Source organism: Streptomyces sp. NPDC053755 (assembly GCF_040677675.1).
Lineage (GTDB): Bacteria > Actinomycetota > Actinomycetes > Streptomycetales > Streptomycetaceae > Streptomyces.
This window is the reverse complement of sequence record NZ_JBFASK010000034.1, coordinates 21473-38091: the sequence shown is the minus strand read 5'-3', so window position 1 is coordinate 38091 and position 16619 is coordinate 21473. Positions and strand designations below refer to the sequence as shown.

The window sequence follows — 16619 nt, the reverse complement described above, 5'->3', positions numbered from 1 at the left end:
CCTACGACGCGCTGGTGGCGCCGGGTGACTTCTCCGGGGACGGGAAGGCGGACCTGATCACGCGCGACCCGGCGGGGGCGCTCTGGCTCCACACGGGCGACGGCACCGGCTCCTACGCCGCCCCGGTCCAGATCGGCCATGGCTGGCAGACCTACGACGCGCTGGTGGCGCCGGGTGACTTCTCCGGGGACGGGAAGGCGGACCTGATCGCGCGCGACCCGGCGGGGGCGCTCTGGCTGTACAAGGGCGACGGCGCCGGCTCCTACGCCGCCCGGGCCCAGATCGGCACCGGCTGGCAGACCTACACCGCGCTCACCTCGCCCGGCGACCTCGACGGCAACGGCAGCGCGGACCTGACCGGCCGCGACACCGCCGGCAACCTCTGGTTCTTCCAGGGTGACGGCGCGGGCTCCTATGCCCCGCGCACCCGGATCGGCTACGGATACCCGGCCGGCGAACTCCTCTTCTGACCCCGCGCACCGCCCGGTGCCGGGTCCCCGTACCGTCCACCGCCCCGGTACGGGGACCCGGCACCGGCGTACGCGGCCGGGCCCAGGCGGCGACCGGTCAGGCCACAGCCGCCGCGAGGGGGACCGGTGGCGACCGGCCGTGACCGGGCGGCTACCGAGGCGGCCCGGGAAGTCGCAGGTCGGAGCGGCCACCGCCTACTGGTTCGCTCCCAGGGGTGGCGGTCAGGCAAGATGGGGTGTATCTGCCCACTCACTCTTTGCCGGACGGTTTCTCTTGGCTGAGTACATCTACACGATGCGCAAGACGCGCAAGGCGCACGGCGACAAGGTCATCCTCGATGACGTGACGCTGAGCTTCCTGCCCGGTGCGAAGATCGGTGTGGTCGGCCCGAACGGTGCCGGTAAGTCCACCGTCCTCAAGATCATGGCCGGTCTGGAGCAGCCGTCCAACGGCGACGCGTTCCTGTCTCCCGGCTACACCGTCGGCATCCTCATGCAGGAGCCGAAGCTGGACGAGAGCAAGACCGTCCTGGAGAACGTCCAGGACGGCGCCGCCGAGACCATGGGGAAGCTCAAGCGCTTCAACGAGGTGGCCGAGCTCATGGCGACCGACTACTCGGACGCCCTGATGGACGAGATGGGCAAGCTCCAGGAGGACCTGGACCACGCCAACGCCTGGGACCTCGACGCGCAGCTGGAGCAGGCCATGGACGCGCTGGGCTGCCCGCCCGGCGACTGGCCGGTCACCAACCTCTCCGGCGGCGAGAAGCGCCGCGTCGCGCTCTGCAAGCTGCTCATCGAGGCCCCTGACCTGCTCCTCCTCGACGAGCCCACCAACCACCTCGACGCCGAGTCGGTGAACTGGCTGGAGCAGCACCTCTCGAAGTACGCGGGCGCCGTCGTCGCCGTCACGCACGACCGGTACTTCCTGAACAACGTCGCCGAGTGGATCCTCGAGCTCGACCGCGGTCGCGCGATCCCCTACGAGGGCAACTACTCCACGTACCTGGACAAGAAGGCCGCCCGCCTCAAGGTCGAGGGCCGCAAGGACGAGAAGCGCGCCAAGCGCCTCAAGGAAGAGCTGGAGTGGGTCCGCTCCAACGCCAAGGGCCGGCAGACCAAGTCCAAGGCGCGCCTCGCCCGGTACGAGGAGATGGCGGCCGAGGCCGACAAGATGCGGAAGCTGGACTTCGAGGAGATCCAGATCCCGCCGGGCCCGCGTCTGGGCTCCATCGTCGTCGAGGTCAACAACCTCTCCAAGGCGTTCGGCGACAAGGTCCTCGTCGACGACCTGTCCTTCTCCCTGCCCCGTAACGGCATCGTCGGCATCATCGGCCCGAACGGCGCCGGCAAGACCACGCTGTTCAAGATGATCCAGGGCATCGAGGCCCCGGACTCGGGCTCGGTCAAGATCGGCGACACGGTCAAGATCAGCTACGTCGACCAGACCCGCGCCAACATCGACCCCAAGAAGACCCTCTGGGCCGTCGTGTCGGACGAGCTGGACTACATCAACGTCGGCCAGGTCGAGATGCCGTCCCGCGCGTACGTCAGCGCCTTCGGCTTCAAGGGCCCGGACCAGCAGAAGCCCGCCGGCGTCCTCTCCGGTGGTGAGCGCAACCGCCTGAACCTCGCGCTCACGCTCAAGGAGGGCGGCAACCTGCTGCTCCTCGACGAGCCCACCAACGACCTCGACGTCGAGACCCTCTCCTCGCTGGAGAACGCGCTGCTCGAGTTCCCCGGCGCGGCCGTGGTCATCTCCCACGACCGGTGGTTCCTGGACCGGGTGGCGACGCACATCCTCGCCTACGAGGGCGACTCGAAGTGGTACTGGTTCGAGGGCAACTTCGAGTCGTACGAGAAGAACAAGATCGAGCGTCTCGGCCCGGACGCGGCCCGTCCGCACCGCGCCACGTACAAGAAGCTGACCCGAGGCTGAGCGTGCGCCACATCTACAGCTGTCCCCTGCGCTGGTCGGACATGGACGCCTTCGGGCACGTCAACAACGTCGTCTTCCTCCGCTATCTGGAGGAGGCGCGGATCGACTTCATGTTCCGGCTGGCGCCGGGGGACGGTTCACCGTCGTTCTCCGGCGGGTCCGTCGTGGCCCGGCACGAGATCGACTACGTACGGCCGCTGGTGCACCGGCACGCGCCGGTCACCATCGAGTCGTGGGTCACGAAGATAGGCGCGGCGTCGCTGACGATCGCGTACGAGATCAAGGACCCGGACGTCGTGTACGTACGGGCCTCGACGGTCGTCGTGCCGTTCGACCTCCAGGCGCAGCGGCCGCGCCGCATCTCCGCCGAGGAGCGGTCCTTCCTCCAGGAGTACGTCGACGACGGGATGACGTCCGCCGCATGATCGCCCCGCTGCACTTCGCCGACGCCAGGGAGGCGGCGGACCTCGCCGCCTTCCTGGCCCGGCTGATCCACTACGACCGCGCCGCCGCCGTACGCCTCCAGGCAGGCGGCGGGGCGCTCGCGGTGTTCGGGCGGCCGCCGTCGTTCGAGGTGCTCGCCATCCGCACGGCGCGGCTCGTCGACGCGGTCGACCTCGACGTCACCGTCTCCGCCGGGGCGCTCCTCGAAGGCATCGAGGAGGATGCCGGCAAGGCCCCCGTCCCCGACACCGTCACCGGACCTCCCTGGGCGGGCGTCCTCCCGCCGCGAGGCGGCTGGGAACCGGTCCCCGGAGTGCCGGGGGCCACGGAGCTGCGCGGCGCGGTCGCCGCGGCGGTCGCCGAGTTCCGCGCACGCGACGAGGAGTTGCCGCAGGAGCGGCGCACACGGGCGGAGCGGGACCGGATCGGCCGCGAGATCTGGTCGCGGACCGTCGCCGGCACGGACCTGCCCCTGCGGGCCGTCCACGCCGCCCAGTCCCTGGGCTTCCTCCCCCCGCACGAGGTGCCGGTCGCGCTCCTCGCCGCGGGCCCGTGGCTCCGTCTGCGCACGCCGTACGGCTCCATCGCCCTGCGCACGGCCCCCTCCGCGCTGACGGTCACCCCGACCGCTCCCGCCTCGCGGCACTGATCCGCCGCCCCGAGCCCGCGCCCGCGCGCGGACGGGCCTCAGCGTTCCGCGTCGTCCGGCCAGACCCCGATGTGGTCCTCCTCCAGCTCCAGCATCACCCGGTGCTCCATCCCCAGCGCCTCCGTGTACTCCGCCGGAAGCTGGAGCCGGCCCGCCCGGTCGAGCATCGCGTACTCGCGGGCCACCACCGACTCCTGCCCCGCCTCGTCGACCTCCGTGCGGCGCAGCACCTCCGAGGAGGTGCGGCCGTCGCGGATGGCGACCGTGCGGCGGACCTCCGAGGCGACCGCCTGGTCGTGGGTGACGATCACGATCGTCGTGCCGAGCTCCTCGTTGGCGCGGCGGAAGGCGGCGAAGACCTGTTCCCCCGTCGCCGAGTCCAGCTCACCCGTCGGCTCGTCCGCGAGCAGCACCGACGGCGCGTTGGCCAGTGCCACCGCGATCGCGACCCGCTGCTGCTGGCCGCCGGACAGCTGGTGCGGCCGCCGGTCGCGGCAGTCCGCGACCCCCAGCATCGCCAGCAGCTCCTCCGCCCGGGCTGCCTTGCTCCGCGACCGGCCGCCGCCCCGTCCGCGCAACTGCATGGGCAGGGCCACGTTCTGTGCCGCCGTCAGATACGGAAGGAGGTTGCGGGCCGTCTGCTGCCAGACGAACCCCACCACGTCGCGGCGGTAGCGCAGCCGCGCCTTCGCGTCCATCGCGAGCAGGTCGCGGCCCGCGACCTTCGCCGCGCCCGCCGTCGGCACGTCCAGGCCCGCGAGAACGTTCATCAGCGTCGACTTCCCGGAGCCCGACGCCCCGACCAGCGCCATCAACTCGCCCTCCCGCACGAGGAGGTCGAGACCCTGGAGCGCCTGCACCTCCACCCCGTCGGTGGTGAAGATCCGCACCAGCCGGTCGCAGGCGATCAGCGCGTCATGGCCGTAGGACGGCCGGTCGCGGCGCGCGGTGGCCCGCCGCTCCAGCTCCGCGAGCGTGGTGTCGGTGGTCGTCGTCATCGTGCGTCTCCTGCCCTGAGTTCCTTGATCGAGCCCGTGCGCGCGGACCACCACGCCTGGATCATCGCCGCCGCCCCGGACAGGAGCACCACGCCCACCGCCGGCAGGGCGAGTGACCACGGGTCGGCCCGGAGCGGGGCGCCGTCGAGCGAGACGAGCCCAGGCGTCGCCGACAGCGCGAGCCGCACCAGATCCACGCCCGGGGCGAGCAGCAGGATCGTCGCCCAGCCGACGAGGGTGCCGCCGACCGCGGCGAGCAGCGCCTGGGGCAGCGCTTCGAGCCCGAGGAGCCGCCGCCCCTGCCGCCGGGTGAGGCCCATCGTGCGCAGCCGGGTGAGTAGCGTGACCCGCTCCGGCGAGGACTGCAGCAGCGACAGGAGGACGGCGAGAACGACGTAGCCGGCGCCCGTGCCGACGGCCGCGAGGTAGATCCGCTCCGCGCCCGACTGCATCGGCGAGTCCACGTAGGAGGCGCGCCGTTCCGCCCGCAGCCCGACGGTGAAGCCGCCCGGCCCGGCGGCGACCGCCGCGCGCAGCGCCGCGCCGTCCACCGAGGGGCCCGAGACCAGCAGCGTGGTGTCCGCCCTGCGGGTCAGGTCGGCGGCGTTCACGAGCAGGAAGTCGGCGCCGGTCAGGGCCGGGGTCGTGGACCGTACCGCCACGATCCGCACCTTGAACTCGCCGGCCGCCGTCATGAGATCCCGGGGCCGGGTCCCGAGGCGCTCCGCGACCCCGGGGGAGGCGATCGCCGGAAGGACCCGCTGGTGGTCGATCCGGCCGCCCGTGCCGGTCGATGCCAGCAGGCCGGCGGGGAAGGGGCCGAAGCCGGTCCACCGGGCCAGCCGCGCGTACGACCCCGGTTCCACCCCCACCAGCGGGGTGCTGAGCGTCTGCGGTGAGCGCCCCGTCCCGACGGGCAGCGCCACCCCGTACTCGATCTGGACGGCGGCCACGTCCCGCACCCCGGGCACGCCGCGCACCGACCGGGCCAGACCGGCCGGCACCGGCGCCGCCTCCACCGCCCCGGTGACCCGGGCGTCGGCGCCCGTCTCCAGGAGCGCCGCCCGGTCGCGGGCGTCCGCGACCCCGGCGAGCACCGAGCCGCCGAACGCCGCCGTCGTCAGCGCCACGAGCAGGGCAAGGAGCGGCAGCGCGCCGGTCGCCGAGGAGCGCCCTGCGCGTGCCAGCGCCAGATGGCCGACGGCCCCGCGCAGCCTCCGCGCCGGGCGGGCCGCCCACCGCAAGGGCAGCGGCTGGAGCCGGACGAGAACCAGCGCGGCGATCAACGCCAGGAGCACCGGCGCCGCGCTCACCAGGTGGTCCCCGGCGTCGTCCGTACCCCGTCGGCGCAGCGCGGCGACCGCGGCCACGGCCAGCACGAGCAGGGTGAGTTCGGCGACCGTACGGCCCCGGGAGGGGCGGGCGTCCACCAGGTCCTCGCGGCCGCCGTGCGTGAGGGGCCTGCGGTGCGCGACGACCGCGCGCAGTGGCAGTGCCAGGCAGGCGAACAGCGCCACCGCTCCGGCGGCGGCCAGGGACGGCAGGAGCCGGGCCCCGGGCAGGGCGAGCGCCGCGAGCAGCAGCCCGAGGCCGGCGGCGGGCAGCGCGAGGACGCTCGTCTCGCCGAGCAGACGGCCCCCGATGCCCGCCAGCGAGCCGCCGCGCGACCGCAGCAGTCCCAGTTCGGCGGTGCGGCGGGCCGCGAACAGACCTCCCGTCAGCGCGAGCACCACCCCCACGACGGCTCCGATGCCGAAGGCGGCGACCGCGACGACGGGGGCCACGGCCTCCCGCATCCCGCGGTACGAGCCGACGATCTCGTCCAGGCCGGTGGCGACCGCACCGGTCGGGCCGATCGCCTCTCGGACCCGCACCAGGCCCGGGCCGCTGGAGAGCGAGGCGATCGCCTCGCTCAGCCGGGGCTCGTCCCGCGCGTGCAGATGCCCGCCGGAGGGGGCGAGCCGCCAGTACGGTTCGGGGTCGCCGGTACTCGCCAGGAGGACGGGCCCGGCGGCGGGCGGCAGCAGCAGCCCGGCCTGCCAGTAGTACTTGGCCTCCATGCCGCCGGGCTTGACCGCGTGGGCGGGGGTGCGCAGGAGCGGCTCGACGGACCAGTAGGCGCCCTGCGGGCGCAGCGGCTCGACGATGCCCGTGACGGTGACGGCCAGTGGGGTCTCGGAGAACAGGGCCGGTATGTGCACCACCGAACCGACCTTCAGCCGCAGCGACTTCGCCGTCAGCGCGGTCACGGCGGCCTCGCTGCCCGTGGCCGGGTCCCCCGTCGCGGGCAGCCGCCCCTCCCGGAGGGACACCTGCTTGTCGAGACCCGAGGGGGTGGCAAGGACGAACTCGGGCGGCAGGCCGGACGGCCGTGGCAGCCAGGCGTCGAGGCCGGGGACCGGCTTGGTGGTCCGCACCCCGTGCACCGACTGGTCCCGGTCGATCCGCAGCGGCGGCGGCAGCAGCCTCTCCAGCGCGGCCCGCTTCCGCGCCAGCGACGCGGGCCCGGTCTCGGCCGCGCGCGCTTCGGGGGAGAGGTCGGACGCCGGCGGGGCGCTGGTGATGTCGAGGACGGTGTGACGGGGGGCCGCGGTGCCGATGTCGTGGCGCAGGCCCTCCGTCTCGTACACCTCGACGGCGCGGGGGAGCGCGGCCGCGAGGAAGGCGGTGACCAGCACGAGCAGGGCGAAGGAGCAGGCCGTGCCCGGCGCGGTCCGCAGCCGGGTCCGCACCCAGGGCGCCACGGCGGCGACGGTCTCGCGGGGCATGGGGTCGGTCGCCTTCCTGAGCGGGGCGGGGCGGGGCATCAGCGGTCCCCTCGGCGGGGCGGGCCGGCGGGGTGGCCGCCGTGGAGCGGGGCGGCGGTGGCCGGGAGACGGCGGGGCATCAGTGGTCCCCCTGGTGGCGCAGGCTGACCGCCGGGTCGGTGTGGCGGAGCGCGATGGCGGCGACGATCAGGAGCGGCAGGAGGGCGACTCCGGCGAGGAGCAGGGTCACGTGTCCGGGCGGCAGCTGCACCAGGACGCGGGGGAGGGGCTGTGTGGCCTGGCCGGTCAGGACGACCAGCGGGACGACGGCCCGGGTGAGGAGGGTGCCGAGCGCCACGCCGACCAGCAGGCCGATGCCGACGAGCAGACCCTGTTCGGCGGCGACCAGCCGGGCCAGTTGGCGGCGCGGGGCTCCGAGCGCCCGCAGCACCGCGAACTCCGCCGACCGTTCGCGCGTCGAGCCGGCCGCGCTGACCGCGAAACCGACGGCGGCGAGCGCGGCCGCGGCGCCGGCCACCGCCATCAGCGCGGAGTGGGGGCCCGCGCCGAGCGGGTCGCCCAGCAGTTCGGCCGCGGCTTCGTCCCGTACGAGGACCTCGGCCGGGTCGGCGTCGGGCCGCGCGCGCAGCGCCTCCGCGACGTCACCGGTGCGGCCCGGGGACGTGGTCAGCCACCACTCGGTGGGTGGGAGGGCCGCCGCGGGGGTGGCGGCGGAGGCGGCGAGGTACCGGTTGGCCCCGTGCAGATCGATCAGCAGGGCGCCGCCGTCGTCGGGCGTGGCGGCGGGGGCGGTCGCGGCGGCCGTCGGGGCGCCCGCGCCGGTGGTCGGCAGCTGCCGCACGGTGTCGACGAGGGTGACCTTCAGCTTCGCGCCGCCGAGCGAGATCTCGACCCGGTCGCCCTTCGCCGCCCCGGCGGCGGTGAGGAACGCGTCGGTCGCCACCCCGGGCAGGTCCGCGGTGGCGGAGGGTGGGGACGGCTCGGGCCGCGGACCGGCCGGCGGGGCCAGGGACGTGAGCAGGTCCGCGGCGGGCCGGTCGGAGAGGTCGGGGCGGAACAGGGCGCCCGCGGCGGCGTGCCGGGTGTCGAGGGCGAGGACGGTCGCGGTGCGGTTGTCCGCCAGTTCCGTCGTGCCGCGGTGCGCGGGCGCGGCCGAGGTGACGCCGGGCAGGGAGGCGTAGCGCCCCGCGTCGGCCGGATCGGCCGAGCCGTGGGTGAGGACCCGGATTTCCGCACCCGTGCGGAAGTCTGCCTGGTCCTTCTGCGAGCGCTCCCAGGAGGCGCTCTGCCCGATGGCGAGCATGCCCATGGCGACCGCGAGGACGAGGAGCAGCACCGGGCCCGCGCCGCGGAGCGGGCGGCGGCTGAACTGCCAGCCGGCCAGCGCCGCCGGCAGCCCGCGTCCGCCGGCGGCCCGCCGCTCCGCGAGCCGGGCCGCCGGTGGCAGCAGACGCAGCGTCAGCACGGTGCCGGCGAGGAGGGCGAGGGCCGGCGCGGCGACGAGCATCGGGTCCGCCCAGCCGGCCGCGGAGGATCCGGGGGATGCGGCGGGACCGGCCGGTCCCGCCGGACCGACGGAGGCGCCGGCGCCGGTCTGCCGGTCGAGCTGCCAGTACGCGACGGCCGCGACGACGAGCAGGCCGAGGTCCGCCCCGGCCCGCACGGGCGCGGGCAGGGCGGCCGCGCGCGCCTTGCGGAGCGTGACGGCGCCGCCGTCACCTGTGGCCAGCGCGGGCGCCACGACGGCGGCGGCGCAGCAGACGGCGACGAGGACGGAGACCAGCCACACCTGCCCGGCGGGCGCGTCGTCGAGCCGGAGGCCCAGCGCGCCGAGTGCGGAGCGTTCGGCGAGCACCCGGGTCACCGGCCCGGCGAGCAGGGGCGCGATCACGGCCGCGGGCAGGGCGAGCAGCAGGGCCTCGACGGCGGCGAGGGAGGCGATGCGGCGCCGCGAACCGCCGCGGGCCCGCAGCAGCTCCGTCTCGCCGGACCGTTCGGAGCCGAGCAGCCGGGCCACGAGCAGGAGGGTGTAGGCGGCGAGCAGGACCAGCTGCACGGCGACGATGAGCAGCGTGGAGCGGGAGACGAGCAGCGCCCGCTCGGTCTGGGCCAGGACGGTCGGCAGGGAGGTGCGCGCGCCGACCGTGCCGCCGTACCGGCCGGTGTCGGCGGCGATCGTCGGGGGCACGGTGGTGGCCGAGGCGCTGAGCGCGTCCATGCGGCCGGTGGTGACGCCGGTGAAGTCGGCGGTGGCCAGCCATGAGGTCTCGCCCGGGGTGAGCCGGCCGGAGCCGAGGACGGCGGGGTCGGCGAGCAGCGGTCCGTACGTCGTGAACACGACGGTCCTGACCCCGCGTCCGCCGGCCGGGTCGAGCCGCCAGTACAGGTCGGTGAGGTCGCGGGGGCGGTAGACGCCGGTGACCCGGGCCCTCACCGGCTCTCCGCCGAGCCGGTCGGCGAGGTCGAGGACGGCTCCGGGGCCGGTCCGCAGCCGCCGCGCGGCCGCCTCGGGCAGCGCGACCTCGACCGGGGCGGTACCGGCGGGGGCGGGGCCCGCCATGGGCCAGGCGCCCTCGACGAGGGCCAGCCGCGAGCGGTCCAGCGCGGCGAGGTACGTGAGGTCGGGCTCTCCCGCGCGCGCGGAGGGGTCCTGGAGGCTGCGGGGCAGTGCGTAGGCGCCGGAGCGTTCGAGCTTGCGCACGCTCACGGGCAGACCGTCGTAGGTCCTCGCGGCGGCGTCCCGGGTGGCCGCGTCAGCGCTCTCCCGCTGTGCGGCCGGGACCTGCGCGGTGACGAACAGCGCGGCGGCGGGCGCGGAGCGGCCCCGCAGGGTGCCCTGGAGCGCGGCGTCGCCCACGGAGCCGGAGAAGGAGGCCAGGGCGGCGAGGACGGACGTCGTCAGGAGAACGGCGAGGAGGGCGGCGGCGAGCAGCAGCCGGTGCGCTCTGACGCGCAGAAGTACGAACCCCGTCACCCATCCCCCTGGAAGCCCCGCACCCGTTTCGAACGTTCGTCGGGTGTCCGGGAATGCTTTCAGAGCGCACGGGGGCTGGAAACCGCTTGCACCGGGACCTTGACGGGATCGTGACCGTTATCCGGGGCGCAGGCTCCGGAATGCGTCGGTCCGCCGCCCGGGGCCGCAGGTTCCGGAATGCGTCAGTCCGCTGTGTTCACCATGGACGCGGCCGCGTAGGTCAGGTAGTTCCACAGCTGCTGCTCGTGCTCGGGAGCCAGGGCCAGCTCGTCCACCGCCGCGCGCATGTGCTTCAGCCAGGCGTCGTGCGCCGCCTTGTCGACCGTGAACGGCGCGTGGCGCATCCGCAGCCGGGGATGGCCGCGGTGGTCGCTGTAGGTGCGGGGCCCGCCCCAGTACTGCATCAGGAAGAGGACGAGACGCTCCTCCGCCGGGCCGAGGTCCTCCTCCGGGTACATCGGGCGCAGCAGGGGGTCCTCGGAGACGCCCTGGTAGAAGCGGCGGACGAGGCGCCGGAAGGTCTCCTCGCCACCCACCTGCTCGTAGAAGGTCTGCTCCTGAAGCGTGCCGCGCGGAATCTCATTCACCGCTCCATCGTCTCAGATGCCCCGACCGAGTACCGGAGGTCCAGGACCTTGGCCGAGACCACCCGCCCGGCCCCCGCCCCGCCTCCGCCCGCTCCTCACCCGCCCCGCGTGGCCGTTCGACTCCGCCCCCGTGGCGCAGGACAGTGGAGGCATGGGCGCACAGGTGGATGCCTTCGCCGAGGAGGGCCGAAAGGCGCGGCAGGCCCTCGTGCGGGAGATCGAGGCGTACGGCGCGCTGCGCGATCCCGCCTGGCGCGAGGCCTTCTGCACCGTGCCGCGGCACCTGTTCGTCCCCTTCTACTACGTCTCCGGGCCCGCCGGTTACGAACGTCTCTGGTCCGGGCACCCTGACCCCGGCCGCCGCGACCGCTGGCTGCGCGGCGCCTACCGGGACGAGCCGCTGGCCACCCGCGTACGGGACGGGGACCTGGTCTCCTCCTCCAGCCAGCCGTCGCTCATGGCGCAGATGCTGGAGGCGCTGGAGGTACGGGACGGGCACGACGTCCTGGAGATCGGCGCCGGCACCGGCTACAACGCCGCGCTGCTCTGTCACCGCCTCGGGGACGAGCACGTCACCACCGTCGACCTGGACGAGGAGATCACCGAGTCCGCCCGCACCCATCTCGCCGCCGCCGGACACGCGCCCGCCGTGATCACCGGCGACGGTGCCCGCGGCTGCCCCGAGCGCGCCCCCTTCGACCGGGTCGTCGCCACCTGCACGCTGCCCTCGATCCCCTACGCCTGGCTGTCCCAGTGCCGCCCCGGCGCGCTCGTCCTGACGCCGCTCTCCACGGGCCTGGTGCTGCTGAGGGTGCGGGACGGCGCGCATGCCGAGGGGCGGTTCCTGGCCACCTCCGCCTACTTCGTCGCGCTGCGCGGGGGCAACGCCCGTTTCCCCCGCGCACGGCCGATGGGGCTGCCCCGGCAGGCGTACGAGGACGAGCGGTTCCGCTTCCTGTTCACGCTGGCCGAGGAGAGCCTGGACGCGCGCGAAGCGCTCTCGCTCTGGCAGCGCGAGGGGCGGCCTGAGCGGGAGCGCTTCGGGGTGACGGTGAGCGAGGGGCGGCAGTGGGCCTGGCTGGACGACCCCGAAGGGCCGTACGCCTGGCCGCTGCCCGGCGGGTGACCCCGTCACGGGGCCCCGCCGCCGCCTCCCGGGGCCTGTCGTCCCGTCCGGCTATCCGCGTCGGATCGTGATCGTCGTCCAGGCGCCGACGTGCACCCGGTCGCCGTCCTGGAGCGGGACGGGGACGTACGGCTGGATCGGCTCCTCGGCGCCGTTGATCGTGGTGCCGTTGGTGGAGTTCTGGTCCACCACCGCCCACGAGCCGTCCGGCTGCTGCACCAGCACCGCGTGCTGGTGCGAGACGCCCGGGTCCTCGGGCGGCACCGACAGATCGATGTCGGGCGACTCGCCGGTGGAGTGCCGGCGGCGGCCGATGCTGATCTGGTTGCCCTGGAGCGGCAGATGCTGCTCGGGGGAGTACGCGGGCAGGTTCAGACCCGACGCCTCAGGACCGCTGCGCTGCATCATCGCGAGGAAGTACTCACGGTCGGGTCCGACGTACGCCGACCAGCCCAGGGGCTGTTGCTGCTGGTACTGCTGGTGCTGTTGCGGCGGCTGATGGCTGTGCTGCTGCGGAGCCTGCTGCTGGTGCTGCGGGGCCCGGTGCTGCTGCGGGGCGTGGTGCTGCGGCGCCTGCTGTTCCTGGGCGTGCGACGGCGGCGGCAGCATCCAGTCGTCGTCCGCCCTCCCGGGCGCCTGGGCAGGCGGTGGGGCCTGCGGAGGGCCCTGCTGGTAGGACGGCGGAGGCGGCGGCCCCTGCTGGAACCCCTGGGGCGCCTGCTGCTGGTGGTGCTGGTGCTGTTGCTGCGGAGGCTGCTGGGGCTGCGGGTGCTGCTGCTGGTGCTGCTGCGGACGCTGTGGGGGCGCCTGGTGGTGCGTGGGATCGGCCGACAGAGGCTCCGCTGGCCGGTTCACCTGCGAGGGCCGCGAACCCTGGTACTCGTACGGATCCGGCTGCCGGCTCGGCGGCCCCTGCTGGAACCCCTGCGGCAGGCTCAGCCCCGGCGGCGGGCTCTGCTGCTGGGAGGGGGGAGCCACCGGCGTGTACGACGTCGCCGTGTTCGTGAGGAAGTTCCAGCGGCACTCCTCGCAGAACGGCGCCATGTGCTCACGCGGGGTGCGGCACTGCGGGCAGAGCTCCGCCTGGGCGGTCGCGTTCGGGTCGCCCCCGGGGCCGAAACCGGCGGAGGCGGGCGGCGGCCCACCAGGAGCACCGGGTCCACCGGGACCGGGATAGCCGTAAGCGGGCGGCGGCGGGGGAGGCGGCGGTACGGCACCCGCCGGCGCACCCGCCCCGGCCATGCGATGGCCGCAGACCTCGCACCAGTCGTCGGAGACCGACTGGTGTCCGTTCGGGCAGGTCGGCATGTCGGTGCTTCCCCCTCTCGTCGTCCGGCTCCCTGGCCGGCGGGCTACTTCTTCACGCGAACGGTCTTGGTGGAGCGCGTCTCGAGAGTCATCTCGTCCGCTTCCGCGACCTTCGCCTTCAAACGCACAGTACCCGTCGCCGCGTCGACGACGTCCACCACCTTCGAAAGGAGTTTCGCAGTGTCCTCGTTGCCGGAAGCCGCCGCCAACTGCACCGCGCGGCCCAGCTTGGCGGTCGCGCCGTCGTGGTCACCGGACTTGCGGGCGTCCAGACCCTGCTGGATGACCCGCGCCAACTCCGCCTGGCCGGTGTAGTGCGCGACCTGAGGATTGATGGACGTGGACATGGCCATGTCGTCCGTCCAGACGGCTCGTACCAGCCCCTGGGAGAGGGACCGCGGAGCGCCGCCGGCCGGATCCGGGACGATCAGGGAGACCCGGGCGGCGAGCATCTCCTGCCCGATCTGGGCCTGCGGGACCCGCACGCACACGTGGTAGTCGCGGGACTCGTCGCCCCACGAGCCGGTCGGATAGTCCCCCGCGCGCGGCCCTGCCTCGGTGCGCCGGCCGGTCAGCTCCTCGACCGTCGGCGCCACCTGCTTCACGAACATGATCTCCACCCCGACCGGGGTCCACAGGCGCAGTGCGACATCCGCCACCTCCTTGCCCATGGCCCGCTCCATCATCGCGGTGAAGTCGGCGGCCAGGCCCGAGGGGTCGGCGACGATGTCGGCCGTGCCGAGCAGCGCCGAGGCGATGCCGGTGACCTCCTTGACCTCCCAGTCCGTCCCCACTCCCCGTGCGTCGCAGGTGAACCGCCCGGCGCAGGCCTCCAGCGCGGCCCGCAGGTCCTCCGGCGACTCGTGCTCGTTCCGGCCGTCGGTCAGCAGGATGCCGTGCCGGATCGACACGTCGGCGGAGGCGAGCAGCCGGTCGGCGAGCCGCAGCCAGGTGCCGATCGCCGTACCGCCGCCGGCGCTCAGCCCGCGCAGCGCCTCCTTGGCCCGGGCGCGGGTGGTGCCGTCGGCGACCGCGAGCCGGCCGTCGCCCGGGTAGACCTCCTTCGCCACGTGCGTCCCGGCGACGACGGCGAAGGACGTGCCGTCGCGCAGCGCGTCGACGGCGGCGGCGGTCGCCTCCCGGGCGCCCCGCATCTTGGTCGGCGGATACTCCATCGAGCCCGAACAGTCGACCATGATCACCACGGCGGCGGCGCCGGAGCCGCCCTGCCCGGGAGCCGCGGGCCGGGCGTCCGCGAGGGTGCCGCCGCTGGTGCCGCCACCGGTCGAGGTGACGGTGACGATGGCGCTGACCTCGCGGCCGCCCTCCGGCAGGAACTCGTTCTGGTACACGTCCACCGAGAACTGCGGCACGGTCGACTTGGAGAAGTTCGCCATCTGATTCGGCTCCTCGACAACAGCGGGAACAACAGCGTGAAAGCGCGACGGGGTCAGGTCGGGCGTGGGGGACGGGACGAGTGGACGATGACGGGGCTGGGAACGTGGTCGGGGGCCGGCGGACCGCTCAGGCCGATCCTGCCCCTCGGGGCGCGAGGCCGAACGGCAGCAGCGCCACTGTTACGTTGTCGTGGCCCCCGCCGTCCAGCGCGTGCCCGACCAGCACCTGGGCCCCGTGCAGCAGCCGTCCGGCGGAGTCCGGCGGCACGACCCGGGCCATCTCCTCGGCGGCCTCGGCGTAGTTCCACAGCCCGTCGGTGCAGACCACCACCACGCCGGGGCGGTCCGGTTTGAACGCGGCGGTGTGCGGCTCCAGTTCGTACGCGTCGGCGCCCAGCCAGCCGGTGATGGCGTGGGCGCGTTCGTCGGCGTACGCCTCCGCCTCGTTCATCAGACCCGCGGCGACCATCTGCGCCGCCCAGGAGTCGTCCTGGGTGAGGCGGGCGGGCGGGGCGCCGCGGTCGTCCGGGACCCAGTAGGCCCGGCTGTCGCCGACCCAGCCGACGACCAGCAGCCCGTCGGCGACGACCGCGCTGACGATGGTGCAGGCCGGGGCGTTCTGGTGGCGGTGCGGATCGTGCTCCATGGCGTCCCGGCCCGGCTGCTCGGCCAGGGCGTTGACCGCCTCGGCCGCGGCGACGATCGCCTCGTGCATGGCCTGCTGCGGGTGGGTGCCCCGGGGCAGGGCGTCGAGCAGCGACCGGCCGGCGGCGTCCGCCGCGGCGGCGGACGCCTCGTCGGGGCGGGTCGCCGAGGAGACCCCGTCGCAGACGACCGCCACGGTGGCGGGGGAGCCGTCGGGCAGCGCGGTGACGGAGACGGAGAACGCGTCCTCGTTCCGGTGGTGGCGCAGCCCGCGGTCGCTGACGGCGGCGACCGTGGAGAGCTCCTGCTCCATGTGGTCGCGCTCGCGCGGCTGGGCGTGCCCGCAGTTCTCGCAGTACCCGTCGGGGTCCACCCGCCCGGCACGGCACGCCACGCACACCTTGCCGCCGGCCGCGGCCCGCGCGGGGGCGGGCGGTCCGGCGGCCGGCTGCGGGGCCGGGGCCTGCGCCGGGGTGGGCGGTACGGGCGGCATCGGGGGTACGGGCGGGGCGGCGGGCTGCGCGGCGGCCGCCCGGGGGTCGGGCGCGGCCAGCGGGAAGTCCCCATCGGCGGAGGCCGACACGGACGAGGGGGCCGGGGGCGTGGGGCGCGGCGCGGGAGCCCCGCCGGCGAGCGCCGCCAGGCCGTCGCCGGAGGTGGCCGCCGCGTGCGGACCGTCCGTGCGGACCGGGATCGTCGGCAGGTCACGCGCGGCCGGCACGTGCCCCGCCTCCGGGGGCTGTCCGGGGGCGGGGACGGGCGCTTGTCCGGCCTGGGGTGCCTGGCCGGGGAGGGGCGGGGGAGCCTGCGCGGGCGCGGGGGCCTGTTTGGGGGCGTGGACGGGCGCATGTCCGGGCGCGGGGGCCTGTCCGGACGGCTGTCCCGGCGCGTAGGCGGGCACGCGCCCGGCCTCGGGAGCCTGCGCGGGCGGTTGCCCAGGCGCGTTCTGCTGCCCGGCCGCGGGGCCGGAGGCGGGCGCCGGCCCCGGGGCCGCCGCCGCGCGGGCCGGCGTCTCCCGGCCGGGGGTGCCGTGCGGGGGTGTCTCCTCGGTCAGGTCGTGACCGCCCGAATCCCGGCCCGGCAGATCGCCCGGGTGCTGGGTCGAGGTGGAGAGCGCGTACGGGTCCCGGGGCGGGGCCTCGGGCCAGTCCACGGGAGTGCCGATCGCCATCGTGGGGCGGTCGGCGCCCGGCAGGGGCGCGGGCACGGCCGTCAGGTCGTGGCCGCACGCCCCGCAGAACCGGTCGCCCGACTCCAGGGGCTCCGCGCAGCCCGGGCAGGCGGAAAGTTGGCGCTGGGGCTTCTGGGACATAC

The 16619-nt window shown here is 75.1% G+C and carries 12 protein-coding genes; 5 read left to right on the top strand and 7 right to left on the bottom strand.

What is annotated here, in order from left to right:
- The 4 genes from AB0K65_RS26565 to AB0K65_RS26550 form a co-directional block, all read left to right on the top strand.
- A partial coding sequence (locus tag AB0K65_RS26565) for a VCBS repeat-containing protein (protein WP_365720736.1) occupies nt 1-470 on the top strand: 470 nt, incomplete at its 5' end.
- Nucleotides 471-744: 274 nt separating this feature from the next.
- Nucleotides 745-2409: an energy-dependent translational throttle protein EttA gene (gene ettA / locus AB0K65_RS26560; RefSeq protein ID WP_365720734.1), complete on the top strand. Its 1665-nt coding sequence runs from the start codon at nt 745-747 to the stop codon at nt 2407-2409.
- 2 nt (nt 2410-2411) lie between these two features.
- Nucleotides 2412-2834 carry a thioesterase family protein gene (locus AB0K65_RS26555; protein ID WP_365720732.1) on the top strand — a complete coding sequence of 141 codons (423 nt, stop codon included), beginning with the start codon at nt 2412-2414 and terminating at the stop codon, nt 2832-2834.
- Nucleotides 2831-3502 carry a hypothetical protein gene (locus tag AB0K65_RS26550; RefSeq protein ID WP_365720730.1) on the top strand — a complete coding sequence of 224 codons (672 nt, stop codon included), beginning with the start codon at nt 2831-2833 and terminating at the stop codon, nt 3500-3502. Before AB0K65_RS26555 ends, AB0K65_RS26550 begins: the two co-directional genes overlap by 4 nt.
- A gap of 38 nt (nt 3503-3540) precedes the next feature.
- On the opposite strand, the gene AB0K65_RS26545 is transcribed toward AB0K65_RS26550, so the two are convergent.
- From AB0K65_RS26545 to AB0K65_RS26530, 4 genes are all read right to left on the bottom strand, one after another.
- The gene (locus tag AB0K65_RS26545; RefSeq protein WP_365720728.1) at nt 3541-4500 is read right to left on the bottom strand and encodes an ABC transporter ATP-binding protein; all 960 of its coding nucleotides are present in this window, start codon (nt 4498-4500) and stop codon (nt 3541-3543) included.
- A complete protein-coding gene (locus AB0K65_RS26540) occupies nt 4497-7307 on the bottom strand; it encodes an FtsX-like permease family protein (protein ID WP_365720726.1) in 2811 nt (936 codons plus the stop codon). The genes AB0K65_RS26545 and AB0K65_RS26540 overlap by 4 nt, the downstream gene beginning before the upstream one ends.
- Nucleotides 7308-7386: 79 nt before the next feature.
- A complete protein-coding gene (locus tag AB0K65_RS26535; RefSeq protein ID WP_365720724.1) occupies nt 7387-10242 on the bottom strand; it encodes an ABC transporter permease in 2856 nt (951 codons plus the stop codon).
- A 182-nt stretch (nt 10243-10424) separates the two neighbouring features.
- Entirely contained in the window at nt 10425-10829 is a 405-nt protein-coding gene (locus AB0K65_RS26530) for a globin (RefSeq protein ID WP_365720722.1), read from the bottom strand.
- A 151-nt stretch (nt 10830-10980) separates the two neighbouring features.
- On the opposite strand from AB0K65_RS26530, the gene AB0K65_RS26525 reads away from it, so the two are divergent.
- Nucleotides 10981-11955 (top strand): methyltransferase domain-containing protein, encoded by a 975-nt coding sequence (locus AB0K65_RS26525; protein WP_365720720.1) that lies wholly within the window; start codon nt 10981-10983, stop codon nt 11953-11955.
- 51 nt (nt 11956-12006) lie between these two features.
- Here AB0K65_RS26525 and AB0K65_RS26520 read toward each other — a convergent pair whose 3' ends face one another.
- The 3 genes from AB0K65_RS26520 to AB0K65_RS26510 form a co-directional block, all read right to left on the bottom strand.
- Nucleotides 12007-13263: an FHA domain-containing protein gene (locus AB0K65_RS26520; RefSeq protein ID WP_365720718.1), complete on the bottom strand. Its 1257-nt coding sequence runs from the start codon at nt 13261-13263 to the stop codon at nt 12007-12009.
- Nucleotides 13264-13307: 44 nt separating this feature from the next.
- Nucleotides 13308-14660, bottom strand: a complete 1353-nt coding sequence (locus tag AB0K65_RS26515) for a VWA domain-containing protein (protein WP_365720716.1) — start codon at nt 14658-14660, stop codon at nt 13308-13310.
- Between the two features lie 127 nt (nt 14661-14787).
- Nucleotides 14788-16617 carry a protein phosphatase 2C domain-containing protein gene (locus AB0K65_RS26510; RefSeq protein ID WP_365720714.1) on the bottom strand — a complete coding sequence of 610 codons (1830 nt, stop codon included), beginning with the start codon at nt 16615-16617 and terminating at the stop codon, nt 14788-14790.
- Nucleotides 16618-16619: the final 2 nt, after the last annotated feature.

Bases quoted from the DNA above. Each gene is read 5' to 3' on its own strand.
- AB0K65_RS26525 (WP_365720720.1), top strand. From the start codon at position 10,981: ATGGGCGCACAGGTGGATGCCTTCGCCGAGGAGGGCCGAAAGGCGCGG.
- AB0K65_RS26520 (WP_365720718.1), bottom strand. From the start codon at position 13,263: ATGCCGACCTGCCCGAACGGACACCAGTCGGTCTCCGACGACTGGTGC.
- AB0K65_RS26510 (WP_365720714.1), bottom strand. From the start codon at position 16,617: ATGTCCCAGAAGCCCCAGCGCCAACTTTCCGCCTGCCCGGGCTGCGCG.
- AB0K65_RS26550 (WP_365720730.1), top strand. From the start codon at position 2,831: ATGATCGCCCCGCTGCACTTCGCCGACGCCAGGGAGGCGGCGGACCTC.
- AB0K65_RS26540 (WP_365720726.1), bottom strand. From the start codon at position 7,307: ATGCCCCGCCCCGCCCCGCTCAGGAAGGCGACCGACCCCATGCCCCGC.
- AB0K65_RS26545 (WP_365720728.1), bottom strand. From the start codon at position 4,500: ATGACGACGACCACCGACACCACGCTCGCGGAGCTGGAGCGGCGGGCC.
- AB0K65_RS26515 (WP_365720716.1), bottom strand. From the start codon at position 14,660: ATGGCGAACTTCTCCAAGTCGACCGTGCCGCAGTTCTCGGTGGACGTG.